Here is a 24,470-nt window from a genome sequence, read left to right on the forward strand (position 1 = left end):
AGCGAGGCCGCGCGCCAGCCTCGTCACGAAGTACCGGCGCCTCGACCTGCTGAACGGGGTGAGCTTCACGCTCGACCGGGGCGAGGCGCTCGGCCTCGTCGGCGAATCCGGTTCGGGCAAATCGCTCACCACCCGCGCGATCACCCGCATGCTGGCGCGCGGGTTCCGCACCACCGGCGAGGTGCGGTTCGACGGCGACTCCGTGCTCGACATGAAGCGCGAGCGCCTGCGGCAGTACCGTGCGCGAGACGTCGGCATGATCTTCCAGGATCCGCGGGCGCACGTGAACCCCGTGCACACCGTCGGCGACTTCCTCACCGAAGCGCTCGTGCGCGATCGGGGGGTGCCGCTCGACGAGGCGAAGCGCCGCGCCGTGCAGCTGCTCGACGAGGTCGGCGTGCGGCACGCCGAGCGACGGCTCGCGCAGTACCCGCACGAGCTCTCGGGCGGCCTGCTGCAGCGCGTCATGATCGCGAGCGTGCTGCTCGCGGAGCCGCAGCTCATCCTCGCCGACGAGCCGACCACCGCGCTCGACGTCACCGCGCAATCCGACGTGATGGCGATCCTCGACGAGCAGCGCAGGGCGCGCGGGCTCTCCCTGCTCTTCATCACCCACGACCTCGAACTCGCGAACGCCTGCTGCGACCGGCTGGCCGTCATGTACGCCGGCGAGATCGTCGAGCAGGGGGCCGAGGTCTACGCATCGCCCCAGCACCCGTACACGATCGAGCTGCTCGGGGCGCGGCCCAGCATCGAGCAGCGGCTCGACCGCCTGCCCGTGCTCGAGTACACCCCCGAGATCCACGAAGCACTGAAGGCGAGGGCCGACGCATGAGCGCACCCATCATCACCGTGAACGACCTGCGCAAGGTGTTCCCCGCCCCGCGCGGATCGGGCGGCGAGGACGTCGTCGCCGTCGACGGCGTGTCGTTCGAGCTGCGGGCCGACGAGTGCCTGGCGATCGTGGGGGAGTCGGGATCGGGCAAGACGACGGTCGCGCGCATGATCGTGGGGCTCGAGACCGTCACCTCGGGCGCGGTGACGGTGCTCGGGGCGGATCGTACCGCCGCTCCCCGCAGCCTCGCCGCCCGCCGCGAGCGCGCCCGCGAGGTGCAGTACCTGTTCCAGGATCCCTACTCGTCGCTCAACGGCCGCCAGCGCATCGGCGAGGTCATCATGTCGAACCTGCGACTGCACGCGAAGGCGGCCGGAGCGCGACCGGCCACCGGCACGGTGACGCAGCGGGCGCAGGGGATTCTCGACTCCGTCGGACTGCCGCAGCGCTTCTTCGACCGGTACCCGAAGGAGCTCTCGGGCGGGCAGCGCCAGCGCGTCGCCATCGCCCGGGCGCTCGCGGCGGACCCGAAGGCGATCGTGCTCGACGAGGCCGTCGCCGCGCTCGACGTGTCGATCCAGGCGCAGATCCTCAACCTGCTGGCCGACATCAAGGCCGAACGCCAGGTGAGCTACCTCTTCATCTCGCACGACCTCGCCGTCGTCAACCAGATCTCCGACCGCATGGTGGTGATGGAGAACGGCGTCATCGTCGACCAGGGCGCGACCGCCGAGCTGCTCGCGCGGCCGACGCACCCCTACACCCGGTCGCTGCGCGCCGCCGTGCCGGGCCCGGGGTGGAGGCCGAAGCGGCGCGAGAAGCTGGCGTCGTGAGCGCCGGACCGGAGGCGCCCGCGTCGGTGGCCGTGCGCGTCTCCCACGCGGTCGTCTGCGACGCGGAGCGCCCCGGCGGGCCCGGGTTCGTCGAGATGCGCGACGCGGTCGTGCTCGTCGTGGGGGAGCGCATCGCCGCCGTCGCCCAGGGGGCGGCCGGCGACGCGCTCGCCGCCGGGGCCGCCGAGGTGATCGATCTCGGCGAGAGCGTGCTCATGCCCGGTCTCATCGACCTCGAAGGGCTCGTCGACATCGACCACCTGCTGCTCGACTCCTGGTGGAGCCCCGAGCACGAGGCGCGCCTCGAATGGTCGGCCGAGTACGCCCGTTCGCCCCGCGAGGTGCTCTCGCCCGCCGATCGCAGCCTGCTGCGCCGATACGGTCTCGTGCAGCTGATCCTCCACGGCATCACCACGGCGATGCCGATCTCGACCGAGATCCACGGGGCGTGGGCCGAGACGCACGACGACCTGCTCGACACCGCCCGCACCGCCAGCGAGTTCGGCATCCGCACGTTCCTCGGCCCGTCGTACCGGTCGGGCGTGCACGTCGCGCACGCCGACGGCTCGGCGGGCATCCACTGGGACGAGGCGCGGGGCGAGGCCGCCTTCGCCGACGCCGTGCGCTTCCTCGACACCGTCGACGCGCTCGGCGATCCGCTCGTCACCGGCGTGCTCGTGCCGTGCCGCATCGAGACGGTGAGCGACGCGCTCCTCGCCGAGACCGGCCGCATCTCGGCGCAAAGGGGCGTGCTCGTGCGCGCGCACGCCACCCAGGGGCTCGACTCCGAGATCGGGGTGCTGGCCCGCGACGGGCGCGGCGCGCCGCTCGACGTGCTCGACCGCGCGGGCCTCCTCACCGACCGCCTCACGCTCGCGCACGGCGTCTACCTCGACGTGCACCCCGACGTGCACGGCGAGGATCGCGGCGACCTCGCCCGGCTCGCCGCCGCGGGCGCCTCGATCGCGCACTGCCCGCTCACCAACGCGCGATACGCGTTCTGGCTCGAGCGCCTCTCCCAGTACCTCGACGCCGGCGTGAACATCGCGCTCGGCACCGACTCCTTCCCGCCCGACCTCGTGCGCGCGATCGACGCCGGGGTGCAGCTCGCGAAGGCCCAGCACGGCGATCTCGGGCGGGGCATGCTCGCCGAGTACGTGGAGGCGGCGACGCTCGGCGGAGCTCGCGCGCTGCACCGCCCCGACCTCGGCCGCATCGCGCCCGGAGCCGCCGCCGACCTCGTCGCGTTCGCGCTCGACGACGTGCGGCTGGGCACCGTCGACGACCCGATCCGCACCCTCGTGCTCGCCGGCACGGGCCGCGATGCGCGCTTCAGCATGGTCGCCGGCCGCGTGATCATGCGCGACGGGGCGATCCCCGGCGTCGACCTCGCCGCGCTGCGGCGCGAGGGTCAGCGGATCTTCGAGCAGCTGCGGGCCGCGTACCCCGAGCGCGACGCCCGCGCCGCGCTGCTCGGTTCGAGCGAGGCGGAGCTCTTCCCCCCGGTGTTCCCGGCGTCGGCGGCGCCGTCGCTCGCGCCGGGGCCGCCGTTAGGCTGACCGCATGCATGAGTACCGGCAGATCGTTCGCAAATGGGTGAAGCCCGAAGACCTGAACCAGCACGGGGCGCTGTTCGGCGGCCGCCTCCTCCAGTGGGTCGACGAGGAGGCGGCCATCGTCGCCGTGGCGCAGCTCGGCACCATCGACGTGGTGACGCGGCACATGTCGGCGATCGACTTCTCGGCGCGCGCCGACCGCGGCGACCTGCTCGAGCTCGAGTACACGATCGTCGCCTACGGCCGCACCTCCATCACGCTGGCCTGCCGCGTCGTGAACGCCGTGACCGGCGCCGAGATCCTCACGCTCGAGCGCATCGTGTTCGTGGCGGTCGACTCGGCGGGCGCGCCGATCGTGCACGGCCGCACGCAGCCGACCGCGGGAACGGAGCGGCTGCGCGAGCCGTCGCAGCGGTGAGGGCTACTCGGCGGGGCGGCCGGGCTGCTCGGCGGGGCGCAGGTCGTAGGTGACCCAGGGCGTCTGCTGCGCGACGCGGTCGTAGAGGCTCCGGGCCGTGGTGTTCTGCTCGTCGGTGATCCAGCGCACCAGCGATGCGCCCTCGTCGCGCGCGATCTCGGCGAGGCGGTGCAGAATCGCCGTGCCCGTGCCCGTGCCGCGCGCATCGGCCGCGGTGAAGAGGTCGTCGAGGTAGATGCCGCTGTCGCCCATGATGGGGCGGGCGTAGGCGCGGTAGTGGGCGATGCCGACCGGGGAGCCGTCGATCTCGGCGATGAGGCCGCGAGTCTGGTGGGCGGGATCGGCGAGCCAGCCCCACACCGTCGTGTACACGCGCTCGTCGTGCGGCTTCCCGTAGAAGTCGCGGTAGCCGCGGTACAGGGCCGCCCACGCGTCGCGATCCTCCGCGGCGACACCGCGCACGACGACGCTGCTGCCGCGCTCCGTCTCACTCATGCGAGGCGCTCCGTCTCACTCATGCGAGGCGCTCCGTCTCGACGAACACGATCGGCGCGCCGTCGCCGCGGTTCTCGACCCGGTGCTCGGAGCCGGCGGGGCGCGTGTAGCTCTGGCCGAACGTGAGCTCGGCGACGATCTCGCTCCCGTCGGCGGCGATCACGTGCATCGTGTCGGTGACGAGCGGAACGACGACGTACTCGAAGTCGTGCCGGTGCATCGGGATCGCACCCCCGGCCTCGATGGTCCACCGCGTCACGCGGAAGAACTCGTTCTCGAGCTGCACCTCGCCCGTCGATCCCGTGCCGTGCGCGTCGCTGCTCATGCATCCTCCTCGATCGTGGTGCGGCGCCGTCCTCGAGCGCCGCGCGGTGCCCTCAGCCTACGCCCGCTCGGCCCGCCCCGTCCCGGCGTCCGCGCCAACCATGCGAGCGGGGTCGCTTCCGGTGGGTGTCGCGAGGCGACACCCACGCAAAGCGACCCCGCTCGCACGGGTGGGGCGGCCGCGGGTCTCGTGCTTTTCGCGCACAACGGTCATGATGTGAGGCAAGGGGGCGCACCGGCGCCTCGTTCCCCGGGCTTCGGAGGCGATCATGTCCACGAGAACCACTCCCCAGCAGCACCTTCCCGGCGACGGGCTCCGCACCGCGCTCGGCATCGGCGGGCTCATCGCGATCGTGCTCGGCCTGCTCATCGTGTGCTTCCCGGCGGCCTCGGGAGCGGTGACCATGCAGATCGTGGCGGCGCTCGCCGCCGCCTACGCGCTGGTGGTCGGCGTGGTGTACCTCGGCACCGCCGTGTTCGCGCGCACGATCCGCGGCTGGGCCCGCACCGGGCGGGTGGCGCTGGGCCTGCTCTACATCATCGGCGGGGTGGTGATGCTGGTGAACCTCGGTGCGACGGCCGCGATCCTCGCGATCTTCCTGTCGGTCACCGTCGGTGCACTGTGGGTGTTCGAGGGGGCGCTCGCGTTCGCCACGCTCAAGCAGTCTCCCAGCCGGGCGTGGAGCATCGTCCACGGCGTGGTCAGCGTGCTCGCGGGCGCCGTGCTCATTCTCACCCCGCTGCTCGCCGCCGTGACGCTCTGGCTGCTGCTCGGCGTCTCGATGCTGGTGCTCGGCGTCGTGCAGGCCGTGCGCGCGTTCGGCATGAAGCCGGCGGCATGAACCCGGCGGTCTGAACCCGGCGGCCTGAACGCGGCGGCCTGAACCCGAGAAGGCGGCCGCCCGAAGCTCACGGGCGGGGCGGGGCGGGGCAGCCGAGGCCGACCGGCGCTAGCGCATCCCCTCGAGCAGCTCGGCGGTGATCTCGTCATCGCCCGCGGCGAGCGTCACGTATTTGCGCAGCACGACGAGCGAGGCCGAGGCCTTGTCGAACTCGGCGGCGACGAAGCGGTCGGAGCCGATGAGCGCGAGTGCGTCGCGGGCCGGCATCACCGCGCCCTTCACCTGCTCGCTGCGCCCGGCGGGGGCGATGGCGCGCAGTTCGGCCATCGAGGTGAAGATCGGCAGCACGGGCTGGCCGGTGGTCGAGCGGATCATGCGCACGCGGTGCCCCCGCTTCTTCGACGGGGCGCCGGTCACGTCGACGACGAGGTAGCCGTCGCGGAGGGCGTTCAGAAACGCCGCGAGGTGCGTGTAGTCGGGGGTCTGCTGCAGCGCGGTCAGCGCTTCGCGCACCGGGGTGTTCGCGTAGTCGGCGTGCACGTCTTCGGGGATCGGCGGCTGCTCGGTCATGGTTCCAGCCTACGGGTTCACTCCTCGCCGATGCCGCGCGCGGCGAGGGCTTCTCCGGTGAGCTGTGCGTGCGCGACGGTGCGCAGCACGAGCGGCACGACGCGGGCGCGGGGGCTCCGCTCGAGTCCGCGCGCCCGGGCCGCGGCGGCGGTCTCCTGCGCCATGCCGAGAATGCTCGGGATGGAGCGGATCACGAGGGAGCAGGCGAGCGCGAAGCGCTCGGGTTTCGCGCCGAATCGGCGGAAGGGGCCGAGGCCCCGGGTGATGGTGTCGAGCATGTCTTCGACGGCGGTGCTCGCCGTCACCGCGCTCGCGGCGAGCACGAGTGCGAAGAGGTCTCCGATGACGGAGTAGCCGCGGGCGGCGCCGGCTGCCCAGGCTGCGGCGGAGGGCAGTGCGAGCCCGCTCGGCCCCCACCCGCCGTCGCGGGCGAAGGCGGCGCTCGCGGCAGTGAAGACGAGCAGGGGAACGGCGACGAGGGCGAAGCGGCGGGCGACGCGCCCGAAGTCGCGGCCGCGGAGGCCGGCGATGGCGGCGGCGGCTGCGGCGAGCAGCAGGCCGACGGTCGTGGCCGCGGGGCCGCCGGTGGCGGTGGTCGCGATCGCGAATGCGAACAGGCCGAGCAGTTTGAGGCCGGGGCGCACCCGGTGCAGTGGCCCCCGGCGGGCGATGTACTCGCCGAGCGGCGATGCCGAGGTCATGGCGCCACCGTGCTCCGGTAGTGGGCGACCGCTGCCGGGGCGTCGCCGTCGAACACGATGCGGCCGTCGTCGACGACGAGCGCCCGGTCGGCCTGCGCGGCGAGTTCGAGATCGTGGGTGACGACGATCACCTGCTGGGGCAGCGACATGAGCAGGCGGCTGATCATGCGGGCGTTGCGCAGATCGAGCAGGGTGGTGGGTTCGTCGGCGACGAGGATCGCCGGGTCGGTCGCGAGCACCGACGCGATGGCGAGCAGCTGCTTCTGACCGCCCGACAGGGTGTGCACGCTGCGGTCGGCGAGGGGCTGCAGGCCGAAGCGATCGAGCGCGGCCAGCGCTGCGGCGCGGCGCGCACCGGGGTCGCGGTGACTGCGCCGGAGGGAGAGCGAGACGTCTTCGACGGCGGTCGGCATGATCAGCTGGGCGGCCGGGTCGGTGAAGACGAAGCCGACTGCCCGGCGCACGGCGGCGCCGTCGCGAAGGGTGTCGAGCGACCGCGTTCCGTCGTCGCCCTGCAGCTCGATGTTCACGCTGCCCGCGCTCGGCTCGACGAGTCCGTTGACGAGTCGGGCGAGCGTGGACTTGCCCGAGCCGTTGCCGCCGATGACGGCGATGCGGCGCTCGCGCAGCGTCAGCGAGGTGGGGTGCAGGATCGTGACGTCGGCGTGAGCGGTGGGGGCGGTCACGACCGCGCCCTGCAGGTGGATCGCGCTGGCCGGGCGAGGGCCCGCCGGGGGTGCGGTCATCGGCGCGGCAGGAGGGCGGGGAACGCCCGGTGCACCGCGGACGCGACGATCGCGACGATGAGGGTCTTCACGAGGTCGCCGGGCCAGAAGGCGAGGTCGAAGAGGAAGGCCGATCCGATGCTCATGTCGGCGCGCCAGGCGAGGCCGAGCGGCCCGAGCGTGTGCACGAAGACGAGGTTCGCGAGGAGACCCGCGGCGAAGACGAGCGGCACGCTCGTCGCGGTCTTGCGGCGGGGCAGGCGCTCCACGACGAATCCGATGAGCCAGGCGGCGAGGGGGAAGCTGACGAGGTAGCCGACGGTGGGCCCGGCGAACGGCGCGAGCCCGGCCGATCCTCCGCTGAAGACGGGGAGCCCGGCGGCGCCGACCACCAGGAAGAGCAGCACCGCGAGGGTGCCGCGGCCGGCTCCGAGCACGGCGCCGGCGAGCATGACCGCGAGGGTCTGCAGCGTGATCGAGGCGGGCCCGAGGCTGATGCCCGGAATGATCGAGCAGACCGCGATGAGCGCTGCGAAGGTCGCGATGAGGGCGAGGTCGGTGGCGACGTGCCGGCGGCGCGGGGCCTGCCGCGCCTCCTGCTGCGCGGTGGTGAGGTCTGCAGTGGTCACGGTGCCTCCGGGGTCTGGCCGTCTGGCGGCTGCGGGGGTGCTGGATGCGGTGGTGCGGGCGTCGATGCGGCGGATGCCGGGCGACGAACCTGAACAGTGTTCTGGTGAACGGTGTTCAGGTTAGCGGTAGGCTGAGGGGATGCGCAACACGCTCGCCGACGTGGTCTCCGCGGCGCTGCGCGTGCTCGACGAGCAGGGCCTCGAAGGCTGCTCCATGCGCCGGGTGGCCGCCGCGCTCGACGTGCAGCCGAGTGCGCTCTACCACCACGTGCCCGACAAGCAGACCCTGCTCGCCCGCATGGCCGATGTGATCGTGGGCGGCGTGAGCGCGGGCGGGCCGCCCGGAGCGGGTCCGAGCGACGCGACGGCTGCGGCCCGGCGCATGTGCCTGGAGATGCGGCGCGCGATGCTGGCGGTGCGCGACGGCGCCGACGTCGTCGCGACCGCCGCCGCGTTCAGGCTCGGCTCGTCGGCCGTCGAGCAGCGGCTGGCCGAGCGGGTCGGCGCCGACGGCGCACGGGCGCTGCTCTTCTACACGTTCGGGCAGGCGCAGTCGACGCAGACGCACCTGCAGGCCGCCTCGCTCGGCGCCCTGATCGGACCCGAGAGCGGGCGAACGGCGGGCGGCGCGGATGCGCACGGAGCATCGCCGGATCCCGCAGCCGAACTCGACGCCTCGTTCGAGCGGGGCCTCGACATCATCATCGCGGGCCTCCGCGGCGCACCGGCCCGAGCTGCGACCGGCGCCGCCGCGGGCGCGGCGAACGGTATTCTGCACTGATGACGTCTCGCGATCTCACGTACGACCTCGGCCCGGTCTCGATGGCGTACACCGAGTCGCGCGAGTTCGACGGAGCTCCGGATCGCACCTACGTACTGGTGCACGGCATCGGCATGGGCCGGGTGGTGTTCGCCGGGGTCGGCGCAGAGCTCGCCCCCGAGGGGCAGGTGCTCGCGATCGATCTGCCCGGCTTCGGCGACTCGCCCGAACCCGGTTCGGCGGCGACGCTCGAGCAGACCGCGGAGGTGGTCGCCGGGTTCGTCCGCGATCGCGCGACGGGGCCGGCGGTGCTCGTGGGGCACTCGATGGGAACGCAGATCGTCGCGGAGGTCGCGTACCGGCACCCCGAGCTCGTCGAGGCGCTCGTGCTCATCGCCCCGACCGTGAACCCGCGCGAGCGCTCGGCGATCCGCCAGGGTCTGCGCATGGCGCAGGATCTGATCGGCGAATCCCCGAAGGTCATCCTGCTCGGGCTGCGCGAGTACGCGAAGACGAGCCCGAAGTGGTTCCTGAACAAGCTCCGCTTCATGCTGGCGCACCGCCTCGAGCGGATCTGCCCCGGCATCGCGGCGCCGACGCTCGTGCTCAGCGGTGCGACCGACCGGGTCTGCCCGCGGGAGTGGGTGCTGCAGGTCGCGAGGGCCCTGCCCGATGGCGCCTTCGAATCCATCCCGCACCGCGGGCACGAGGCCATCATCCGCAGCCCGGAGCCGGTGGCGTCCATGATCCTCGACTTCGTGCGGCGACGCTCCGCGGGGGCGTCTCGATCGGAGTACCCTGGGCACGGTGAGTGAGCAGGAGAGAGCGGCGAAGCGGGCGATCGTGATGTGGGTCGCCGCGGGCATCGTGGTGTGCGGCGGCATCGGAGCCGTGCTGGGCGGCATGATCGGACTCGTCGGCCTGGGCGCCGGCACCGGGCTCGCGGTCGGCGCCGTAGCAGGTTTTCTCATCGGCATGCCGTCGGGCGGCGGCGAGTAGCTGCGCCGCGGCCGTTGCGTGCCGGCCCGCGCCGTGCTGCCCTGTGCTGCCCGGCGCCGTGCTGCCCGGCGCCGTGCGTCATGCAGGAGATCCGGCGCAGAGCGGGCGCAGCTGCCGAATCCCTCCTGTCTGAACCCGAATCCACTGCGTGAGCGTCGGCGGCGCCGCCTACGCTGCTGCCCGTGGGGCAACGATCGAACCTGATCCAGGTCGCGAGCGACGAGTGGATCGTCATGCGCGAGTTCGCGCAGTACCCGAAGGCGGTGATCCGCGGCATCCGCGACACCTCGGGCGACGCCCGGTATCTCCTGCTCGCCTGGCATCCGGTGCGGCACCGGCAGCGCATGGTGGGCATCTACCCGACGCGCGAGGAGGCGGAGGCCGCGGTGCCGTGGCCGTCGCGCTCGCCACAGCTGCCCGGTCTGCCCCCGACGCATCCGGCGCATCCGGCGCATGAGCCGCACTCCTCGCGGGCGCCGTCGCACGCGACGCACCCGTCGCGGTCGGTGGCGCGCGGTCCGCGGTGAGATCGTCTACACTCGAACATATGTTCGAATCTGTCATCGGCCCGAAGATGCCGCTGCTCGACGACACAGTGGTCGTCTGGTTCGTCGAGGGGCGCCCCGCCCGGCTGGTGTTCGAGCGGGTGCGCTGGCGGGTCGAGGGCGAACCCCGCCCGATCATCGAGGTGCCCGACGGCCACATGCATCCGCTGATCACGCACGTCTCCGAGCGGCAGACGGGCTGGCGGTGCTCGGTGCGCCGAGACGGCGGCGGCGAGCGGCTCGAGCTCGCGGTGCGGCGCGACGGTGTGCGCTGGATCGCGGAGCGCCTCGCGGCCTGATCCCGTCGGCGGCATACCCGGCGCAGATGCATGGATGTGCGGGCGCATGGATGCGCGGGCGCGACAGCGCAACCCCCTGGTGCGCGGCCACGGCCAGGGGCGAAGCTGGAGCCCCAATCGGAAGGAGTGCACGATGAGCATGCTCGATGATGCAGCGGACAGCACGAAGGACGCCGTGAAGCGCGCCCGCAACGAGGCCGCAGACGACCGGAAGCACGATCAGGGCGCCGCGCCGGGTGAATCGCCCCGCGACGCGGAGTCGGAGACCACGACAGACTGACGCCGGCCGCATCCGTTCACCGTTCACCGGAAGGAGCAGCACGATGTCGACGAATCTGAACGACCCGAACCACGCAGCGGGCGAGGGCGCGCATCTCGGCGCCGAGGGCAACGGCCCGCTCGCCGATCCCGATGCGCCCGAGCAGCCGCTCGCGCAGGAGCACGAGGAGGGCACCGGGCTTGACAGTCCGGTGGCTCCGGGAGTGCCCGACCAGCAGGATCCGGGCGCCGCGACCGAATCCGCGTAAGCGGCGCGGATCGCGGCAGACGAGCCTCCCCGTCGCACTCACGACGGGGAGGCTCGCCCGTGCCCATCGCTACATCAGATCGGGGTTCTTCTTCACGTACGCCTCGGCCTCTTCCTCGGAGATGACGACGAGGCCGCGCGGCGTGTGCGAGATCGCGAGCAGCGCCTTCACCCAGTGCGGGTTGTAGGCGGGTTCACGGCTTCCCGAGAACCCGAATGCGAGGGTCGCGTAGGGCGACATCCAGAGTGACACCCGCCCCGCTCCCTCGGCGCCGCGCTGCCAGCTCAGGAAGAAGCTCTCCTGCTTCTTCAGCCGCTGCCCGACCACGAACTTCAGGTGCAGCAGTAATCGGTCCTCGAATTCGAACTCTTGTCCCCCGTACACCAAATACCCCATGTGCGAAGCATCGCACAGTCCCGGCCCCAGGCATATGGGCGGCGACGAAGTGGTGCTTCGGCTATCTGTATCCATCCCGGAACATACACCCGGTGCACGATCGGGCGGGTCCGGGCGTGTCGCGGGAGAACGGGAATCAGGGCCGGTTCGACGCCTTGGCCTTCAGCATGCCGATGACGCCGGTGACCAGGAAGAGCACGATCCCGATCACTGCGAGCCAGAAGAGTCCCTTGATGACGAAGCCGATCACGGCGACGACGATCCAGACGACGAGGAGGAGCAGAAGCAGTGCGCGCATGCCGCCACCGTACACGGGGTTGCGACTCCGCGGCGCGCCCTTGCGCAGTCCCGCCGCCTGTGTCAGCGCACCGCCCGCCCGCTCAGAACAGCGTGTTCTTGTCCTCCATGCCGCGCATCGCGTCGTAGTCGAGGAGAAGGCAGCGGATGCCGCGATCCTCGGCCAGCGTGCGCGCCTGCGGCTTGATCTCCTGCGCGGCGAAGATGCCGGTGACCGGGGCGAGCTTCGGGTCGCGGTTCATGAGCTCGAGGTAGCGGGTGAGCTGCTCGACGCCGTCGATGCCGCCGCGGCGCTTGATCTCGATCGCGACCGACCCGCCGTCCGCGTCCTTCGCGAGGATGTCGACGGGGCCGATCGGCGTCATGTACTCGCGCCGCACGAGGGTGTGCCCGGCTCCGGCGAGTTCGATCTGGTCGGCGAGCAGCTCCTGCAGGTGCGCCTCGACGCCGTCCTTGATGAGCCCGGGGTCGACGCCGAGATCGTGCGCGCTGTCGTGGAAGATCTCGAAGAGCGACACCACCAGCTTGTCGGCCGTCTTCTTGTGGGTGACCTGCCACGCCTCCACGATGCCGGCGCTCGTCTGCGACTCGTCGAGCTCGAGCTGCGCATGCGAGCAGGGCGGGCTCATCCAGTTGAGCGGCTTGTACGAGCCGCCGTCCGAGTGCACGAGGATGCTGCCGTCGTTCTTCAGCATGAGCACGCGCTTGGCGCGCGGGAGGTGCGCCGACAGGCGGCCTGCATAGTCGACTGAGCAGTCTGCAACAACGATTCGCACCCGCAGGAGTTTACCGGTTCGGGATCAGTGCGCGGTGCCGACCCCGCCGCGCGGCTCGCGGGCGGCGCGCGCAGCGATCAGCACGAACGCCGCGAAGGCGACCAGCGGCCAGAAGGCGTGCAGCAGGCCGAGGTGCTCGCCGAGGAAGCCGATGCCCATGGGCCCGAGCAGGAACGCCGTGTACGCGATGGCCGAGACCGCGGCGACATCGCGCGTCGCCGTTGCCGGGTGGTCGGCGGCCGCAGAGATCCCGATCGGGAAGCCGAGCGCGCAGCCCACCCCCCAGAATACGGCGCCCACGACCGACACCCAGGCGAAGGGGACGAGGATCACGAGCCCGAGCCCGGCGATCACGAGGATCGCGCCGCCCTGGAGCACGCGCACCCGCCCGAAGCGGATCAGCAGCCACGATCCCGCGATGCGCACGAGGGTCATGGACACGAAGAAGACGCCGAGGGTGAGGGCCGCCGACTCGTTCGCGAATCTCCGCCCGTCGGCGAGCGCGAGCGGCAGCCAGTCGCTCGCCGTGCCCTCCGCCAGCGCCATCGACATCGCGATGAGGCCGATCACGAGGATGCGCGGCTGCAGCCACGGCGAGTACGAGCCGCCCGGCGCCGCGTCGAGGTCTGTCGCCGCGGGGAGCCGGGTGGGCCCGGTGTGCACGCTCGCGGGGCGCTCGGGCGCGGAAGCCTCGTCGTTGCCCGGCGGCAGGTGCGGGAGCGCGAGCACGGCGGCGACGAGAATCAGTGCGTAGGTCGCGCCGAGGTGCACCGGCACGATGATGCCGGAGGTCTCGGCGAGCGCGGAGACCCCCATGGCGCTGACGCTCCCCAGGCTGTAGGCGGCGTGCAGCAGCGGCATGCGCGGCTTGCCGAGCGCGCGCTCCGCGCCGGCGCCGCTCACGTTCATCGCCACGTCCGACGTGCCGAACATGAGCCCGTAGACCACCAGGCACGCGATGGCGGGGGCGGTGGCGTCGACCCAGAAGAGGGCCGCGGCGGCGGGCAGCGCGAGGGTCTGCCCCGAGATCCCGATCGCGAGGGTGCGGCGCGGCCCGAGCCAGGAGACGGTGCGGCCCGAGAAGACGAGGCCGGTGAGCGAACCGAGGGCGAGTGAGAGACCGAGCCAGCTCATCTCGAGCGTGCTCGCGCCGAGGTGGTCGCGCAGCGCGGGGATGCGGCCGAGCCAGCTGCCGAACCCGAAGCCGAGCAGTGCGAAGATGACGAGCACGCCCGAGGTCCAGCGCACGGCGAAGCGGTGGTCGAACGGACGTGACACGGTGCTCCTGTGCGAGATCTGCGAGATGTGTGGGCGTGAGAAGCTCAGGCTATCAACCCGCGGAGGGCCGCCGGGGGTCGGGCCTCAGATCCCGAGCCGCACCCACCGGTCTCCGGCGGCGCGGAACCCGAGGGTCGCCGCGCGCGCCGCCATGAAGACGAGGGCGAAGCCCGCGGTGAGCGCGATGAGGCCGCCCGCGCCCGCGGGAACGAGCACGGTGAGCGCCCACAGCACCGGAAGGTACGCGCCGAGGTTGGCGAGGCTGGTCCAGGCGAGGTAGCGGGCGTCGCCCGCCCCCATGAGCACGCCGTCGAGCACGAAGACGTAGCCGGCGAGCGGCAGCGAGACGCCGAGCACGACGATGGCGGCGGGGAGGATCGTCAGCACCGCCGCGTCGTCCGTGAACACCCGGCCGACCGCCGGGCTCGCGAGCGCGAGCGCCCCGCCGAGCACGACGCCGCAGCCGACTCCCCAGAAGACGCTGCGCCGCACGATCGCCCGCGCCCGAGGCGCGTCGCCCGACCCCAGCGCGTCGCCGATGAGGGCCTGCGCCGCGATGGCGAGCGCGTCGAGCGCGAAGGCGGCGGTCGAGAAGATGGTGAAGACGACCTGGTAGCCCGCGGTCGCCGCCGTTCCGTGGCCGGCGGCGGCGAACACCGTGGCGAGGAGCGCGGCGCGCAGGCCGACGGTGCGCACGAAGAGCCAGCCGCCGCTCTGCCCCGCCCGGCCCAGGCCCTCGCGCCGCGGCAGCAGGCCGGCGCCCGCGCGCCGCACGTGCCGCACCACCACGATCAGGTACACCGCGACCATGGCCCACTGGGCGATCACGGTGCCCCACGCGCTGCCGGCGATCCCGAAGCCGAGCCCGTAGATGAACCACCAGTTGAGCAGCGCGTTCACGGCGAAGCCGATCGATGCGACGAAGAGCGGGGTGCGGGTGTCCTGCAGCCCGCGCAGCAGCCCGCTCGCCGCGAACACCACGAGCATCGCCGGGATGCCGAGGCACGAGACCGTGAGATAGGCGAGCGCCTGCCGGGCCGTGTCGTCGCTCGCGCCGAACGCCGCCACGATCGGGCCGCTCGCGAGCCAGAGCCCCGCGCCGACGGCGATGCCGATGCCGAGCGCCAGCCAGAGCCCGTCGACGCCGAACTGCACGGCGCCCCGCAGGTCGCCGGCGCCGCGGGTGCGCGCCACGAGCGGTGTCGTGGCGTAGGCGAGGAAGATCATGAGGCCCACCGCGGTCTGCAGCACGGCGCTCGCGATGGCGAGCCCCGCGAGCGGCACGGCGCCGAGGTGGCCGACGAGCGCCGAGTCCACGATCAGGAACATCGGCTCGGCGATGAGCGCGCCGAGCGCGGGGATCGCGAGGTGCGCGATGCTCCGATCGATCGTCCGGCGCTGCGCCCGGGTGCCGCCTGAGGTCATGCCATAACGCTAACGCGAGCCTCCGACGCCACCAGTAGGGTGGTCGCATGAGCAACGCAGCGCCCGCCTCCGGCATCGACCTCACCGAACTCGATCCTGCGGTCAGGCCGCAGGACGACCTCTACCGGCACGTGAACGGCAAGTGGATCGACCGCACCGAGATCCCCTCCGACAAGGCCCGGTACGGCTCGTTCGCGGTGCTCGCCGAGAACGCCGAGGAGGCGGTGCGCGACATCATCACGGGCACCGAGTCTCCGGCGGCCGGGGCGGGCGCGGCGACCGAGGCCGACAAGGTGGCGGCCCTCTACGCGAGCTTCATGGACGTGGAGCGCGCCGACGCGCAGGGCGCCGATCCGATCGCGGCCGACATCGCCCGCGCCCGCGAGATCGGCTCCATCGACGAGCTCGTCACCGCCGTCGCCCGGTTCGAGCGTCAGGGCCTCGGCGGGTTCGCCGGCATGTACATCGACAACGACCCGGGCGACCCGGCCCGGTACATCGTCTTCATCATGCAGGGCGGCATCGGCCTGCCCGACGAGTCGTACTACCGCGAGGAGCAGTTCGCCGCGATCCGCGAGCAGTACCGGGCGCACATCGCGCGCATGCTGCAGCTCGCCGGTGTCGACGACGCGGATCGCCTGGCCGGTCTCGCCTACGACCTCGAGCGCCGCATCGCGGCGACCCACTGGGACAAGGTGGCGAGCCGCGACATCCAGAAGCTCTACAACCTGCGCACCTTCGCCGAGCTGCAGGAGCTGACGCCGAACCTCGACTGGTCCGCGTACCTGGGCGCCATGGGAGCCCCCGAGTCCGCTTTCGCCGAGGTCGTCGCCGCGCAGCCCGACGCGATCGCCGGCCTCTCCGAGCTGCTCGTCGACGCCGAGCTCGACGCGTGGCGGGCGTGGCTGGTGTGGAGCATCGTGCGGTCGTCGGCGGCCCTCCTGTCGCAGGAGATCTCGCGCGCGAACTTCGACTTCTACGGCACGGCGCTTACGGGCGCGCCGCAGCAGCGCGAGCGCTGGCGCCGGGGCGTCTCCTTCGTCGAGGGCGCGATGGGCGAGGCGGTCGGCCGCCTGTACGTCGAGCGCCACTTCGACGAGCGCGCGAAGGCGGCGATGGACGGCCTCGTCGATCACCTCATCGAGGCGTACCGCGATTCCATCGAGCGGCTCACGTGGATGGGGCCGGAGACCCGGGCCCGCGCGCTCGAGAAGCTCGACCGGTTCACGCCGAAGATCGGCTACCCCGTGAAGTGGCGCGACTACTCCGCGCTCGAGGTCGACGCCGGTGATCTCGTGGGCAACTCGCGGCGCGTGTCGGAGGTCGAGTTCGTGCGCGAGATCGGCAAGGTGGGCAAGCCGATCGACCGCGACGAGTGGTTCATGACCCCGCAGACCGTGAACGCCTACTACAACCCCGGCTTCAACGAGATCGTGTTCCCCGCAGCGATCCTGCAGCCCCCGTTCTTCGACGTGAGCTGGGACGCCGCGGCGAACTTCGGCGCGATCGGGGCGGTCATCGGCCACGAGATCGGTCACGGCTTCGACGACCAGGGCTCGCGCTACGACGGCGACGGCCGGCTGACGGACTGGTGGACGGAGGAGGATCGCGCCGCGTTCGAGCAGCTCACCGGCGCGCTGATCGGGCAGTACAACGAGCTCTCGCCCGAGGGGGCCGAGGGGCGCACGGTGAACGGCGAGCTCACGATCGGCGAGAACATCGGCGACCTCTCGGGCCTCGAGATCGCGTGGAAGGCGTACCTCCGGTCGCTCGCGGGCTCCGAGCCGCCCGTGATCGACGGGCTGACGGGGGCGCAGCGCTTCTTCCTCGCGTGGGCGCAGGCGTGGCAGCAGAAGTCGCGCCCCGAGGAGACGGTGCGACTGCTGACGATCGACCCGCACTCGCCGAACGAGTTCCGCTGCAACCAGATCGTGCGCAATCTCGACGCGTTCCACGCCGCGTTCGAGACGCGGGAGGGCGACGGGCTCTGGCTCGACCCGGCCGAGCGCGTCTCGATCTGGTAGCCCCGGTCTGAGGGCGCCCCGGTCTGAGAGCGCCAGGCCGCCGGGCGCCCGGCCGCCGGGCGTCGGTCAGGGGGTGCGCGGCAGCGACGTGATGTCGTAGGCGGGGCCGGGGGCGGATCCGGATCCGCCTGGCGCCCCGCCGCTCGGCGCGCCGACGCCGGAGGCGCCGCCCCCCTCGGGCACCGGGGGCGCGTATCGCGGTGCCGACGGCTCGACCGGGGGCGCGTAGCGCGGTGCCTCCGGAGCGGGGGCCGCGCCCGGAGCGGGCTGCGCCTCCGGATGGTCGGTCGCGAATGGCCCGGGGGTGAACTCGAGCTCGACCGGCAGGGTGAGCGGCGGCGGGCCGAACGCCTGCCGCGACGCCTTCGTGACGCGTCGGGCGAGCAGGTGGTTGCCGGTGCCGCCCACGACCGCCCCGACGCCGAAGGGAAGCGCCTTGCCGACCACCGAGGCGCCGCCGACCGCGGCGAGCCGGTGCATGAACGACTTCTTCAGGCGGTCGAGCAGCGGTCCCATGGCGTAGCGGGGCACGGCGGAGGTGAGCATCTTGCCCCAGTAGTCGCGTCGCGAGCCGCCGCCGCCGACCGCCTGCATGGTGACCTGGCGCACGAGGTCGGCGCCCTCGTTGCCGAGCATGAGTGCGAGCACCAGCGCGCGGGTGCGCTCGCGATCGGTCACCGTGATGCCGTGCACCTCGGCGACCGAGTGCGCGAACAGGGCTGTCGCCTCGACGAAGCCGAGGGTCTCGGCGCCCGCGAGGCCGAGGGCGATGCCGGTGCCGACCGCGGGGATCACGGCGGCGGCGCCCACTCCCGCTCCGCCCGCGGTGACGGTCGCGATGTAGCGCGTCTCGAGCACGTGGATGATCTGCTCGGGGGTGGCGTGCGGGTACTTCCTGCGGATGCGGCGGAGGTGGGCGAGCACCGACGGGCGCTGCATCGCGAGCAGCCCGTCGAGCGAGCGCTCGACGATCGGCCGTGGCGCGCCGGTCGTACTGCTGCGCGGCTGGATGATGCGAGCGATCGCGCGTTCGCGTCGTGTAGGTCTGGCCATGCGGGAATGGTAGAGCACGTCGCTGCGCGATCGGCGCATGCGCATGCTGCCAGCGAACAGGGCTTGCCGCGGCGCCGATCCTCCCGCCCGGAATACGCGCCCGCTCCGTGTCGTTCGACTGCATGAGCGTTCGCGCGCTCCGTGCGAATGCGGGATACTTGCAGATCGTGAATGCGTCGCATTCGCGGAGCTTCGTTTCGGGGTGCAGGTCGAATCGCGGCCGGAGCGCCGCAACCGGAGTGCGGGATCGCCGAGAGCAGAGGGAGAGCCACCATGAACGCAGCTTCGCACGCAGCGGCGGCGCAGTCGCCGGAGTCCGCGCAGTCGCCGGAGCCGGTGCAGACGCCCGGGCCGGTGCAGACGCCGCAGTCGGCGCACGATGCGTGGCGCGCGGGTCGGCACGCGGCGGTGACCGCTGCCACCGGCAACCTGAGCCTGGTCGAGACGCGCTGGTTCGCGGGCGACGTCGACGCCGACGAGGCGGCGCGCCGGGTGGCCGCCGAGCGGGATGCCGCGCCGGAGGGCGTGACGGTGACGCCCGTCGAGCGGAAGAACATCGCGAGCGGCCGCGCCGAGCACGGGCTCCGGGTGTGGAACGCGCACGCGCCCGCCATCGCCGCGTTCGCCGGGATCGAGACCTTCCCGTTCGATCCGAACTGGATCATCGATGCCGAGTTCACCCCCGTCTCCGCGGATCGCACAGTGCCCTTCGAGCACATCCGCGACGCCGGGGGCAGCCGCGACCTCGTCGTGCCGGGCGACATCACGTTCGAGCGCGACGGGGAGCGCTTCACGCTCGCGGCGTTCGACGACGCGGGCCAGCTGCTGCTCGTCTTCGGCGACCCGACGAACGGGAAGGACGACGCGACCGGCACCTACGGATCGGGCCGCTTCCTGTTCGTGGAGCGCGAGGCGTCGCAGTTCGGCGAGCCGGGCCGGGTGCGACTCGACTTCAACCGCGCCTTCGTGCCGCCGTGCGGCTTCTCCGCGCAGTACAACTGCCCCATGCCGCCCGCCCAGAACCGCCTGCCCTGGCCGGTGCTCGCCGGCGAGCGCCTGCCGCGCTTCACCGGCGGTTTCGACATCTACACCGTCTGACGGCAGCACGCCCGAAGCCTCCACCCAACATGCGAAGGAACCCCATGCCCTCCCTCAAGAACTCAGCGCTCGCCGCGATCGGGGCGCTCGCCGTCGCCGCACTGGCGCTCGCGGGGTGCGCCTCGAACGGCGGCGCCTCCGCCGGCGGCGAGGACGCCACGATCCGCATCGGCTCGCTGTACGAGCCGGTCAACCTCAGCAATACGGCCGGCGGCGGCCAGGGCGTCACCGAGGCCCTCACGGGCAACGTCTACGAGGCGCTCTACCGCCTCAACGACGACGGCACGACGGAGCCGCTGGTCGCGACGGGCTACGAGGTCAGCGACGACGGGCTGACGTACACGTTCGCCCTCCGCGACGACGTCGCCTTCCACTCGGGCAAGGCCCTCACCTCGGCCGACGTGAAGTCGAGCGTCGAGCGCGTCACCGCGCCCGACTCGCAGTCGGCGCGCAAGTCGAGCATGGAGGTCGTCTCCGACATCGCCACGCCTGACGACCAGACGGTGGTCTTCACGCTGAAGCAGCGCTCGATCTCCTTCCCGTACCTGCTCACGTACATCTGGATCGTGAACTCGGAGGCGACCGACCTCGAGAACGCCGAGGACGGCACGGGCCCTTACACCCTCGGGGAGTGGAAGCGCGGCAGCACGCTGACGCTCGAGCGCTGGGACGACTACTGGGGCGACGCTGCGAAGAACGCGGAGGTCGTGTATACCTACTTCACCGATGCGACGGCTGAGGACACGGCGCTGCAGAGCGGCCGCATCGACCTCATCACCAGCGTGCAGAACCCCGATTCGCTGCCGCAGTTCGAGGAGTCGGGCACGTTCACGATCACGGACGGGCAGTCGACCACGAAGGAGCTGCTCGCCTTCAACGATCGCGTCGCGCCGTTCGACGACGCCCGCGTGCGCCAGGCCGTCTACTCCGCGATCGACCGCGAGAAGCTGCTGAACGCGATCTGGGGCGACTACGGCACCGTGATCGGCTCGATGGTGCCCCCGACCGACCCGTGGTACGAGGATCTGAACGATCTCAACCCGTACGACCCGGAGCGCTCGCGGGCGCTGCTCGAGGAGGCCGGCCTGGGCGACGGGTTCGAGTTCACCCTCGACACCCCGAGCTACGATCCGCACCCGGCCGTCGCCGAGTTCGTGCAGTCGGAGCTCAAGCAGATCGGTGTGACCGTGAACATCAACACGATCAGCGCCGACGAGTGGTACACGAAGGTGTTCCAGGAGCACGACTTCGAGGCGACGCTGCAGGAGCACGTCAACGATCGCGACGTGGTCTGGTACGGCAACCCCGACTTCTACTGGGGCTACGACAACGCGCAGGTCGGGCAGTGGATCGCCGAGGCCGAGCAGGCCGGGAGCGAGGAGGAGCAGGCCGAGCTGCTGAAGCAGGCGAACCGTCAGATCGCGGGCGACGCGGCGAGCGCGTGGCTGTACCTGTACCCGCAGATCGTGGTCGCCGCCGACACGGTGACCGGTTACCCGGTGAACGGCCTGAACTCGCAGTTCTTCGCCTATAACATCGTCAAGGAGTAGTCGCGTCGGAGCCGGGGGAGCGCCCCGGCTCCGACGCGCATCGATCACCGGCGCCGCGCACAGCGCACGAGCGTCCAGACACCGCAGGGGAGGGCGATGCTCGGGTATCTGATCCGCCGCGGCCTCCTGCTCGTCGCATCGTTCGCCATTGCGATGGTGCTCATCTTCGTGCTGCTGCGCCTGCTCCCGGGCGACCCGGCCAATGCGCTGCTGTCGGTGAACGCGACGCCCGAGCAGATCGCGGCCGCCCGTGAGCAGGTCGGCTCCGATCGGCCGATCCTGGTGCAGTTCGGCGACTGGGTGGCGCAGCTGCTCCGACTCGACCTCGGCGAGTCGCTCATCACGGGGGCGTCGGTGGGCGACGAGATCTCCGCCCGGTTGATCGTCACCGTTCCGCTCACCCTGCTCGCCTTCCTGCTCGCCGTCGCGGGGTCGCTCATCGGGGGCGTCACCGCGGCGGTGCGGGCGGATCGCTGGTACGGAGTGCTGCTCTCGGGCGTGGCGCAGCTCGGCATCGCCGTGCCGGTGTTCTGGGTCGGCATCATCCTCGTCTGGGTCTTCGGCCTGCTCCTCGGGTGGTTCCCCACGGGCGGCTTCCCGGTCGACGACTGGGGCGATCCCGCCGGCGCCGTCTCATCGCTCGCGCTCCCCGCGATCGCGATCGCCTGCGTGATGGGGGCGTCGCTGACGCGGTACGTGCGGTCGGCGACGCTCGACGTGCTCGGCAGCGACTACCTGCGCACGGCCCGCGCGCACGGGTCGGGGTTCGGCGAGGCGCTGTGGCGCCACGGGCTGCGCAACGGCTCCGTGCCGGTCATCTCGGTGCTCGGGATCGAACTGGCCTCGACCCTGCTCGGCGCCGTGGTCGTCGAGAGCGTCTTCGCCCTCCCCGGCCTCGGCAGCTATCTCGTCGACGGCATCTCCCGGCACGACTTCTCGGCGATCCAGGGGGTGCTCGTCGTGACCACGCTGCTGGTGCTGCTCGTCGGCTTCGCCGCCGACGTGGCGCAGCGCATCGTCGATCCGCGCCTGCGCCGCACCGTGGGGGTGGGGGCGTGAGCGCCCGGCGCAGTGCGACGCTCGTCGCGGGGCTCGTGCTCGTCGGCATCGTCGTGCTCATGGCGCTGGTCTCGCTCGTCTGGCTGCCGTATCCGCTCGACGACACGAGCGGCGGCCGGCTCTCCGCCCCGAGCGCCGAGCACCTGCTCGGCACCGACAAGCTCGGCCGCGACCTGCTCAGCCAGCTCATGGTCGGCGCGCGCATCGCGCTGCTCGTCGGGGCGGGTTCCGTGGCGATCGCCGCGGTGCTCGGCATCGTCATCGGTCTGGTGGCCGCACTCGCGGCGCCCTGGTTCGACGATGCGATCTCCGCGTTCATCGACGTGGCGATCGCCTTCCCGGTGCTGCTCACCGCCATGCTGATCGTCGCCCTGCAGCCGCCCTCGCTCGGCTCGGCCGTTTTCGCGATCGGCCTCGCGATGTCGGCGATCGTGGCCCGCGTCTCCCGCATCCTCGCGAAGCGCGCCGTCGGCTCGCAGTACGTGATCGCCGCGCGCACGAGCGGAACGCGCACCCTCGGCATCGTGCGCCGCCACCTGCTGCCCAACATGGCCCCCACGCTCGCGGTCACCCTCGCCCTCCAGTTCGGCGCGGCGGTGCTCGCCGAGGCCAGCCTGTCGTACCTCGGACTCGGGGCGCCGCCGCCCAATGCGTCATGGGGCCGCCTGCTGCAGGAGGCGCAGGGCACGGTGCTCACCGCCCCCATCGGGGCGATCGCGCCGGGCATCGCGCTCGTGGTGCTGGTGCTCGGGGTGAACTTCGTCGCCGACGGGCTGCGCGATGCGACGGATCCGACGCGACGGGGGAGGAGCGCATGACGGAGGCACTGCTGAGCGTGCGCGGGCTGACCGTTCGCGCGGGTGACGCCGCGCTGGTGAGCGGCATCGACCTCGACGTCGCACCGGGCGGCCGGGTCGGCCTCATCGGGGAGTCGGGATCGGGCAAGTCGCTCACCTCGCTCGCGGTCACCGGCCTCCTCCCCGACGGCCTCCGCGCATCGGGGTCGGTGCGCCTCGCCGGGGTCGAGACGGTGGGGGCCGACGAGTCGGCGCTCCGACCGCTCCGCGGACCGGTCGCCGGGGTCGTCTTCCAAGAACCGCTCACCGCCCTGGATCCGCTCATGCGCGTCGGCCGGCAGATCGCGGAGCCCGTGCGGCGGCATCTCGGCCTGCGCGGGAGCGCGCTCGACGACGCCGTCGCGGCGGCCCTCGCGGAGGTGCGCCTCGACGAGCCGCGGTTCGCGCGCGCGTTTCCGCACGAGCTCTCCGGGGGCCAGCGCCAGCGCGTCGCGATCGCCATCGCCCTGGCCGCGCGCCCCCGGCTGCTCATCGCCGACGAGCCGACCACCGCGCTCGACGTCACGGTGCAGTCCGAGGTGCTCGACCTCCTCGACCGGCTGGTCGCCGAGCGCGGCATGGGCCTGCTCTTCGTCAGCCACGACCTCGCCGTGGTGTCGCGCATGACCGACCGGGTGCTCGTGCTGCAGCGCGGCGTCGCCGTCGAGCAGGGCGACGTGCGCGAGATGCTGCGGGCGCCGCAGCACCCCTACACGCGGCAGCTCGTCGCGCACGCGCGGGTGCTCGACGCGGCGCTCGACGGCGCGTCAGGCGGTCTCGCGAACGGATCGGAGGGCGCGCAGTGAGCGTGATCGAGGCCAGCGGCGTCGACTTCTCCTACGGCAGCCGGCGCATCCTCACGGGCGTGGACCTCGCGGTGGAGCCCGGCGGATCCGTCGGCATCGTCGGGGAGTCGGGCGCGGGCAAGTCGACGCTCCTCTCCCTCCTGCTCGGGCTGGCGTCGCCGCAGCGCGGCGAGATCCGCTTCGACGGCGCGCCCCTGCGGCTGCGGGATCGCGCGCTCATGCGGCGGTTCCGCAGCGGCGTGCAGGTCGTCTTCCAGGATCCGTACTCCTCGCTCGACCCGCGGCAGCGCATCGACCGCATCGTCGCAGAGCCGCTCGAGTCGCTCGGCCTCGCCCGGGGCGCCGAGGCGCTCGAGCGCGTGCGCGCCGCGCTCGAATCGGTCGGAATGCCGGCAGACGCCGCCCGCCGCTACCCGCACGAGTTCTCGGGCGGGCAGCGGCAGCGCATCGCGATCGCCCGCGCGACGGTGGTGCGCCCGCGGGTGCTCGTCGCCGACGAGCCGGTGAGCGCCCTCGACGTCAGCACGCGCACCCAGGTGATCGAGCTGATCAACCGGCTCCGCGCGGACCACGGTCTCGCGCTCGTCATGGTGTCGCACGACCTCGGCGCGGTGGCGGCGACGTGCGATCGCACGGTGGTGCTGGAGGGCGGCCGCGTCGTCGAGTCGGGCGCGACGGGGGCGCTGCTCGCGGCCCCGCGTGAGGCATATACGCAGCGCCTGATCGCGGCGATCCCGCGCCTCCCGCCCGCCTGACGGGCCCGGCCTGCCCGGCTCTCTCCCGCCCGCCCCGCCCGGCCTGACGGGCCCGCCCC

31 protein-coding genes are annotated in these 24,470 nt (G+C 72.5%); 19 read left to right on the top strand and 12 right to left on the bottom strand.

All coding sequences use genetic code 11. The features are described from left to right. The first annotated feature begins 58 nt into the window (after window positions 1–58). Genes BLT44_RS03450 through BLT44_RS03465 form a run of 4 tightly spaced genes read left to right on the top strand, consistent with a single transcriptional unit; the run spans window position 59 to window position 3,642 of the window. Window positions 59–835, top strand: coding sequence for an ABC transporter ATP-binding protein (locus BLT44_RS03450; RefSeq protein WP_010155507.1), 777 nt, complete (start codon window positions 59–61; stop codon window positions 833–835). Continuing rightward, entirely contained in the window at window positions 832–1,668 is an 837-nt protein-coding gene (locus tag BLT44_RS03455; RefSeq protein ID WP_010155506.1) for an ATP-binding cassette domain-containing protein, read from the top strand. Before BLT44_RS03450 ends, BLT44_RS03455 begins: the two co-directional genes overlap by 4 nt. Then, window positions 1,665–3,227 carry a chlorohydrolase family protein gene (locus tag BLT44_RS03460; RefSeq protein WP_010155505.1) on the top strand — a complete coding sequence of 521 codons (1,563 nt, stop codon included), beginning with the start codon at window positions 1,665–1,667 and terminating at the stop codon, window positions 3,225–3,227. The genes BLT44_RS03455 and BLT44_RS03460 overlap by 4 nt, the downstream gene beginning before the upstream one ends. 4 nt (window positions 3,228–3,231) lie before the next feature. Beyond that, complete coding sequence (locus BLT44_RS03465; RefSeq protein ID WP_010155504.1) at window positions 3,232–3,642, top strand: acyl-CoA thioesterase; 411 nt, start codon at window positions 3,232–3,234, stop codon at window positions 3,640–3,642. Between the two features lie 3 nt (window positions 3,643–3,645). On the opposite strand, the gene BLT44_RS03470 is transcribed toward BLT44_RS03465, so the two are convergent. After that, window positions 3,646–4,137, bottom strand: a complete 492-nt coding sequence (locus BLT44_RS03470) for a GNAT family N-acetyltransferase (RefSeq protein ID WP_010155502.1) — start codon at window positions 4,135–4,137, stop codon at window positions 3,646–3,648. Between the two features lie 19 nt (window positions 4,138–4,156). Next, a complete protein-coding gene (locus tag BLT44_RS03475) occupies window positions 4,157–4,462 on the bottom strand; it encodes a cupin domain-containing protein (protein ID WP_010155501.1) in 306 nt (101 codons plus the stop codon). Between the two features lie 268 nt (window positions 4,463–4,730). Between BLT44_RS03475 and BLT44_RS03480 the strand changes: the two genes are divergently transcribed. Further along, window positions 4,731–5,303 carry an HdeD family acid-resistance protein gene (locus BLT44_RS03480; protein WP_010155500.1) on the top strand — a complete coding sequence of 191 codons (573 nt, stop codon included), beginning with the start codon at window positions 4,731–4,733 and terminating at the stop codon, window positions 5,301–5,303. A 108-nt stretch (window positions 5,304–5,411) separates the two neighbouring features. Here BLT44_RS03480 and BLT44_RS03485 read toward each other — a convergent pair whose 3' ends face one another. From BLT44_RS03485 to BLT44_RS03500, 4 genes are read right to left on the bottom strand one after another with little or no spacing between them, the layout of a single operon-like run. After that, the gene (locus BLT44_RS03485; protein WP_010155499.1) at window positions 5,412–5,873 is read right to left on the bottom strand and encodes an SseB family protein; all 462 of its coding nucleotides are present in this window, start codon (window positions 5,871–5,873) and stop codon (window positions 5,412–5,414) included. Window positions 5,874–5,890: 17 nt separating this feature from the next. After that, a complete protein-coding gene (locus BLT44_RS03490) occupies window positions 5,891–6,574 on the bottom strand; it encodes a CbiQ family ECF transporter T component (protein WP_010155498.1) in 684 nt (227 codons plus the stop codon). Beyond that, on the bottom strand, window positions 6,571–7,320 hold the full coding sequence (locus BLT44_RS03495) for an energy-coupling factor ABC transporter ATP-binding protein (RefSeq protein ID WP_010155496.1): 750 nt from the start codon (window positions 7,318–7,320) through the stop codon (window positions 6,571–6,573). The genes BLT44_RS03490 and BLT44_RS03495 overlap by 4 nt, the downstream gene beginning before the upstream one ends. After that, entirely contained in the window at window positions 7,317–7,928 is a 612-nt protein-coding gene (locus tag BLT44_RS03500; RefSeq protein WP_010155495.1) for a biotin transporter BioY, read from the bottom strand. Before BLT44_RS03500 ends, BLT44_RS03495 begins: the two co-directional genes overlap by 4 nt. 139 nt (window positions 7,929–8,067) lie before the next feature. Here BLT44_RS03500 and BLT44_RS03505 point away from each other — a divergent pair, with 139 nt between their 5' ends. The 7 genes from BLT44_RS03505 to BLT44_RS03530 all read left to right on the top strand — a co-directional run bounded on the left by BLT44_RS03505 (window position 8,068) and on the right by BLT44_RS03530 (window position 11,058). Beyond that, window positions 8,068–8,709 carry a TetR/AcrR family transcriptional regulator gene (locus BLT44_RS03505; RefSeq protein ID WP_010155494.1) on the top strand — a complete coding sequence of 214 codons (642 nt, stop codon included), beginning with the start codon at window positions 8,068–8,070 and terminating at the stop codon, window positions 8,707–8,709. Beyond that, window positions 8,709–9,503: an alpha/beta fold hydrolase gene (locus tag BLT44_RS03510; RefSeq protein ID WP_010155493.1), complete on the top strand. Its 795-nt coding sequence runs from the start codon at window positions 8,709–8,711 to the stop codon at window positions 9,501–9,503. Before BLT44_RS03505 ends, BLT44_RS03510 begins: the two co-directional genes overlap by 1 nt. Continuing rightward, window positions 9,496–9,687 (top strand): hypothetical protein, encoded by a 192-nt coding sequence (locus BLT44_RS03515; protein WP_010155492.1) that lies wholly within the window; start codon window positions 9,496–9,498, stop codon window positions 9,685–9,687. Before BLT44_RS03510 ends, BLT44_RS03515 begins: the two co-directional genes overlap by 8 nt. A gap of 182 nt (window positions 9,688–9,869) precedes the next feature. After that, window positions 9,870–10,214 (top strand): hypothetical protein, encoded by a 345-nt coding sequence (locus BLT44_RS03520; RefSeq protein ID WP_010155491.1) that lies wholly within the window; start codon window positions 9,870–9,872, stop codon window positions 10,212–10,214. 20 nt (window positions 10,215–10,234) lie between these two features. Then, window positions 10,235–10,531, top strand: coding sequence for a hypothetical protein (locus BLT44_RS03525; RefSeq protein WP_010155490.1), 297 nt, complete (start codon window positions 10,235–10,237; stop codon window positions 10,529–10,531). 133 nt (window positions 10,532–10,664) lie between these two features. Next, a complete protein-coding gene (locus BLT44_RS15550) occupies window positions 10,665–10,811 on the top strand; it encodes a hypothetical protein (protein ID WP_155819007.1) in 147 nt (48 codons plus the stop codon). 43 nt (window positions 10,812–10,854) lie between these two features. Next, window positions 10,855–11,058 (top strand): hypothetical protein, encoded by a 204-nt coding sequence (locus tag BLT44_RS03530; RefSeq protein WP_010155489.1) that lies wholly within the window; start codon window positions 10,855–10,857, stop codon window positions 11,056–11,058. A 69-nt stretch (window positions 11,059–11,127) separates the two neighbouring features. On the opposite strand, the gene BLT44_RS03535 is transcribed toward BLT44_RS03530, so the two are convergent. The 5 genes from BLT44_RS03535 to BLT44_RS03550 all read right to left on the bottom strand — a co-directional run bounded on the left by BLT44_RS03535 (window position 11,128) and on the right by BLT44_RS03550 (window position 15,230). Next, the gene (locus tag BLT44_RS03535; RefSeq protein ID WP_029608122.1) at window positions 11,128–11,454 is read right to left on the bottom strand and encodes a DUF7882 family protein; all 327 of its coding nucleotides are present in this window, start codon (window positions 11,452–11,454) and stop codon (window positions 11,128–11,130) included. Window positions 11,455–11,590: 136 nt separating this feature from the next. Further along, window positions 11,591–11,752 carry a hypothetical protein gene (locus BLT44_RS15555; protein WP_040505165.1) on the bottom strand — a complete coding sequence of 54 codons (162 nt, stop codon included), beginning with the start codon at window positions 11,750–11,752 and terminating at the stop codon, window positions 11,591–11,593. A gap of 82 nt (window positions 11,753–11,834) precedes the next feature. Continuing rightward, on the bottom strand, window positions 11,835–12,527 hold the full coding sequence (nucS, locus tag BLT44_RS03540; RefSeq protein WP_010155486.1) for an endonuclease NucS: 693 nt from the start codon (window positions 12,525–12,527) through the stop codon (window positions 11,835–11,837). Window positions 12,528–12,551: 24 nt separating this feature from the next. Continuing rightward, the gene (locus BLT44_RS03545) at window positions 12,552–13,805 is read right to left on the bottom strand and encodes an MFS transporter (RefSeq protein ID WP_010155485.1); all 1,254 of its coding nucleotides are present in this window, start codon (window positions 13,803–13,805) and stop codon (window positions 12,552–12,554) included. 84 nt (window positions 13,806–13,889) lie between these two features. Continuing rightward, the gene (locus tag BLT44_RS03550) at window positions 13,890–15,230 is read right to left on the bottom strand and encodes an MATE family efflux transporter (protein WP_074689920.1); all 1,341 of its coding nucleotides are present in this window, start codon (window positions 15,228–15,230) and stop codon (window positions 13,890–13,892) included. A gap of 47 nt (window positions 15,231–15,277) precedes the next feature. Between BLT44_RS03550 and BLT44_RS03555 the strand changes: the two genes are divergently transcribed. Continuing rightward, on the top strand, window positions 15,278–17,254 hold the full coding sequence (locus BLT44_RS03555; protein ID WP_010155482.1) for a M13 family metallopeptidase: 1,977 nt from the start codon (window positions 15,278–15,280) through the stop codon (window positions 17,252–17,254). A 66-nt stretch (window positions 17,255–17,320) separates the two neighbouring features. Here the strand turns inward: BLT44_RS03555 and BLT44_RS03560 are convergent, their stop codons facing one another. Next, the gene (locus BLT44_RS03560; RefSeq protein WP_143025962.1) at window positions 17,321–18,307 is read right to left on the bottom strand and encodes a hypothetical protein; all 987 of its coding nucleotides are present in this window, start codon (window positions 18,305–18,307) and stop codon (window positions 17,321–17,323) included. A 273-nt stretch (window positions 18,308–18,580) separates the two neighbouring features. Between BLT44_RS03560 and BLT44_RS03565 the strand changes: the two genes are divergently transcribed. The 6 genes from BLT44_RS03565 (at window position 18,581) to BLT44_RS03590 (ending at window position 24,411) form a co-directional block, all read left to right on the top strand. Continuing rightward, window positions 18,581–19,405 (top strand): DUF1684 domain-containing protein, encoded by an 825-nt coding sequence (locus BLT44_RS03565; RefSeq protein ID WP_010155480.1) that lies wholly within the window; start codon window positions 18,581–18,583, stop codon window positions 19,403–19,405. 44 nt (window positions 19,406–19,449) lie between these two features. Beyond that, window positions 19,450–20,955, top strand: a complete 1,506-nt coding sequence (locus tag BLT44_RS03570; protein WP_010155478.1) for an ABC transporter substrate-binding protein — start codon at window positions 19,450–19,452, stop codon at window positions 20,953–20,955. 96 nt (window positions 20,956–21,051) lie between these two features. Beyond that, window positions 21,052–22,014 (top strand): ABC transporter permease, encoded by a 963-nt coding sequence (locus BLT44_RS03575; protein WP_010155477.1) that lies wholly within the window; start codon window positions 21,052–21,054, stop codon window positions 22,012–22,014. Then, window positions 22,011–22,832 (top strand): ABC transporter permease, encoded by an 822-nt coding sequence (locus BLT44_RS03580; protein WP_010155476.1) that lies wholly within the window; start codon window positions 22,011–22,013, stop codon window positions 22,830–22,832. The genes BLT44_RS03575 and BLT44_RS03580 overlap by 4 nt, the downstream gene beginning before the upstream one ends. Further along, window positions 22,829–23,656, top strand: coding sequence for an ATP-binding cassette domain-containing protein (locus tag BLT44_RS03585; protein ID WP_010155475.1), 828 nt, complete (start codon window positions 22,829–22,831; stop codon window positions 23,654–23,656). The genes BLT44_RS03580 and BLT44_RS03585 overlap by 4 nt, the downstream gene beginning before the upstream one ends. Further along, complete coding sequence (locus BLT44_RS03590; protein ID WP_010155473.1) at window positions 23,653–24,411, top strand: ABC transporter ATP-binding protein; 759 nt, start codon at window positions 23,653–23,655, stop codon at window positions 24,409–24,411. Before BLT44_RS03585 ends, BLT44_RS03590 begins: the two co-directional genes overlap by 4 nt. Window positions 24,412–24,470: the final 59 nt, after the last annotated feature.

This window comes from Leucobacter chromiiresistens (genome assembly GCF_900102345.1).
GTDB lineage: Bacteria > Actinomycetota > Actinomycetes > Actinomycetales > Microbacteriaceae > Leucobacter > Leucobacter chromiiresistens.

What these genes read in the sequence shown, in the direction of transcription:
- BLT44_RS03455 (WP_010155506.1), top strand. Translation starts at nt 832, where the DNA reads ATGAGCGCACCCATCATCACCGTGAACGACCTGCGCAAGGTGTTCCCC.
- BLT44_RS03465 (WP_010155504.1), top strand. Translation starts at nt 3,232, where the DNA reads ATGCATGAGTACCGGCAGATCGTTCGCAAATGGGTGAAGCCCGAAGAC.
- BLT44_RS03470 (WP_010155502.1), bottom strand. Translation starts at nt 4,137, where the DNA reads ATGAGTGAGACGGAGCGCGGCAGCAGCGTCGTCGTGCGCGGTGTCGCC.
- BLT44_RS03475 (WP_010155501.1), bottom strand. Translation starts at nt 4,462, where the DNA reads ATGAGCAGCGACGCGCACGGCACGGGATCGACGGGCGAGGTGCAGCTC.
- BLT44_RS03480 (WP_010155500.1), top strand. Translation starts at nt 4,731, where the DNA reads ATGTCCACGAGAACCACTCCCCAGCAGCACCTTCCCGGCGACGGGCTC.
- BLT44_RS03485 (WP_010155499.1), bottom strand. Translation starts at nt 5,873, where the DNA reads ATGACCGAGCAGCCGCCGATCCCCGAAGACGTGCACGCCGACTACGCG.
- BLT44_RS03490 (WP_010155498.1), bottom strand. Translation starts at nt 6,574, where the DNA reads ATGACCTCGGCATCGCCGCTCGGCGAGTACATCGCCCGCCGGGGGCCA.
- BLT44_RS03495 (WP_010155496.1), bottom strand. Translation starts at nt 7,320, where the DNA reads ATGACCGCACCCCCGGCGGGCCCTCGCCCGGCCAGCGCGATCCACCTG.
- BLT44_RS03505 (WP_010155494.1), top strand. Translation starts at nt 8,068, where the DNA reads ATGCGCAACACGCTCGCCGACGTGGTCTCCGCGGCGCTGCGCGTGCTC.
- BLT44_RS03510 (WP_010155493.1), top strand. Translation starts at nt 8,709, where the DNA reads ATGACGTCTCGCGATCTCACGTACGACCTCGGCCCGGTCTCGATGGCG.
- BLT44_RS03525 (WP_010155490.1), top strand. Translation starts at nt 10,235, where the DNA reads ATGTTCGAATCTGTCATCGGCCCGAAGATGCCGCTGCTCGACGACACA.
- BLT44_RS15550 (WP_155819007.1), top strand. Translation starts at nt 10,665, where the DNA reads ATGAGCATGCTCGATGATGCAGCGGACAGCACGAAGGACGCCGTGAAG.
- BLT44_RS03530 (WP_010155489.1), top strand. Translation starts at nt 10,855, where the DNA reads ATGTCGACGAATCTGAACGACCCGAACCACGCAGCGGGCGAGGGCGCG.
- BLT44_RS03535 (WP_029608122.1), bottom strand. Translation starts at nt 11,454, where the DNA reads ATGGGGTATTTGGTGTACGGGGGACAAGAGTTCGAATTCGAGGACCGA.
- BLT44_RS15555 (WP_040505165.1), bottom strand. Translation starts at nt 11,752, where the DNA reads ATGCGCGCACTGCTTCTGCTCCTCCTCGTCGTCTGGATCGTCGTCGCC.
- BLT44_RS03550 (WP_074689920.1), bottom strand. Translation starts at nt 15,230, where the DNA reads ATGACCTCAGGCGGCACCCGGGCGCAGCGCCGGACGATCGATCGGAGC.
- BLT44_RS03555 (WP_010155482.1), top strand. Translation starts at nt 15,278, where the DNA reads ATGAGCAACGCAGCGCCCGCCTCCGGCATCGACCTCACCGAACTCGAT.
- BLT44_RS03560 (WP_143025962.1), bottom strand. Translation starts at nt 18,307, where the DNA reads ATGGCCAGACCTACACGACGCGAACGCGCGATCGCTCGCATCATCCAG.
- BLT44_RS03565 (WP_010155480.1), top strand. Translation starts at nt 18,581, where the DNA reads ATGAACGCAGCTTCGCACGCAGCGGCGGCGCAGTCGCCGGAGTCCGCG.
- BLT44_RS03570 (WP_010155478.1), top strand. Translation starts at nt 19,450, where the DNA reads ATGCCCTCCCTCAAGAACTCAGCGCTCGCCGCGATCGGGGCGCTCGCC.
- BLT44_RS03575 (WP_010155477.1), top strand. Translation starts at nt 21,052, where the DNA reads ATGCTCGGGTATCTGATCCGCCGCGGCCTCCTGCTCGTCGCATCGTTC.
- BLT44_RS03585 (WP_010155475.1), top strand. Translation starts at nt 22,829, where the DNA reads ATGACGGAGGCACTGCTGAGCGTGCGCGGGCTGACCGTTCGCGCGGGT.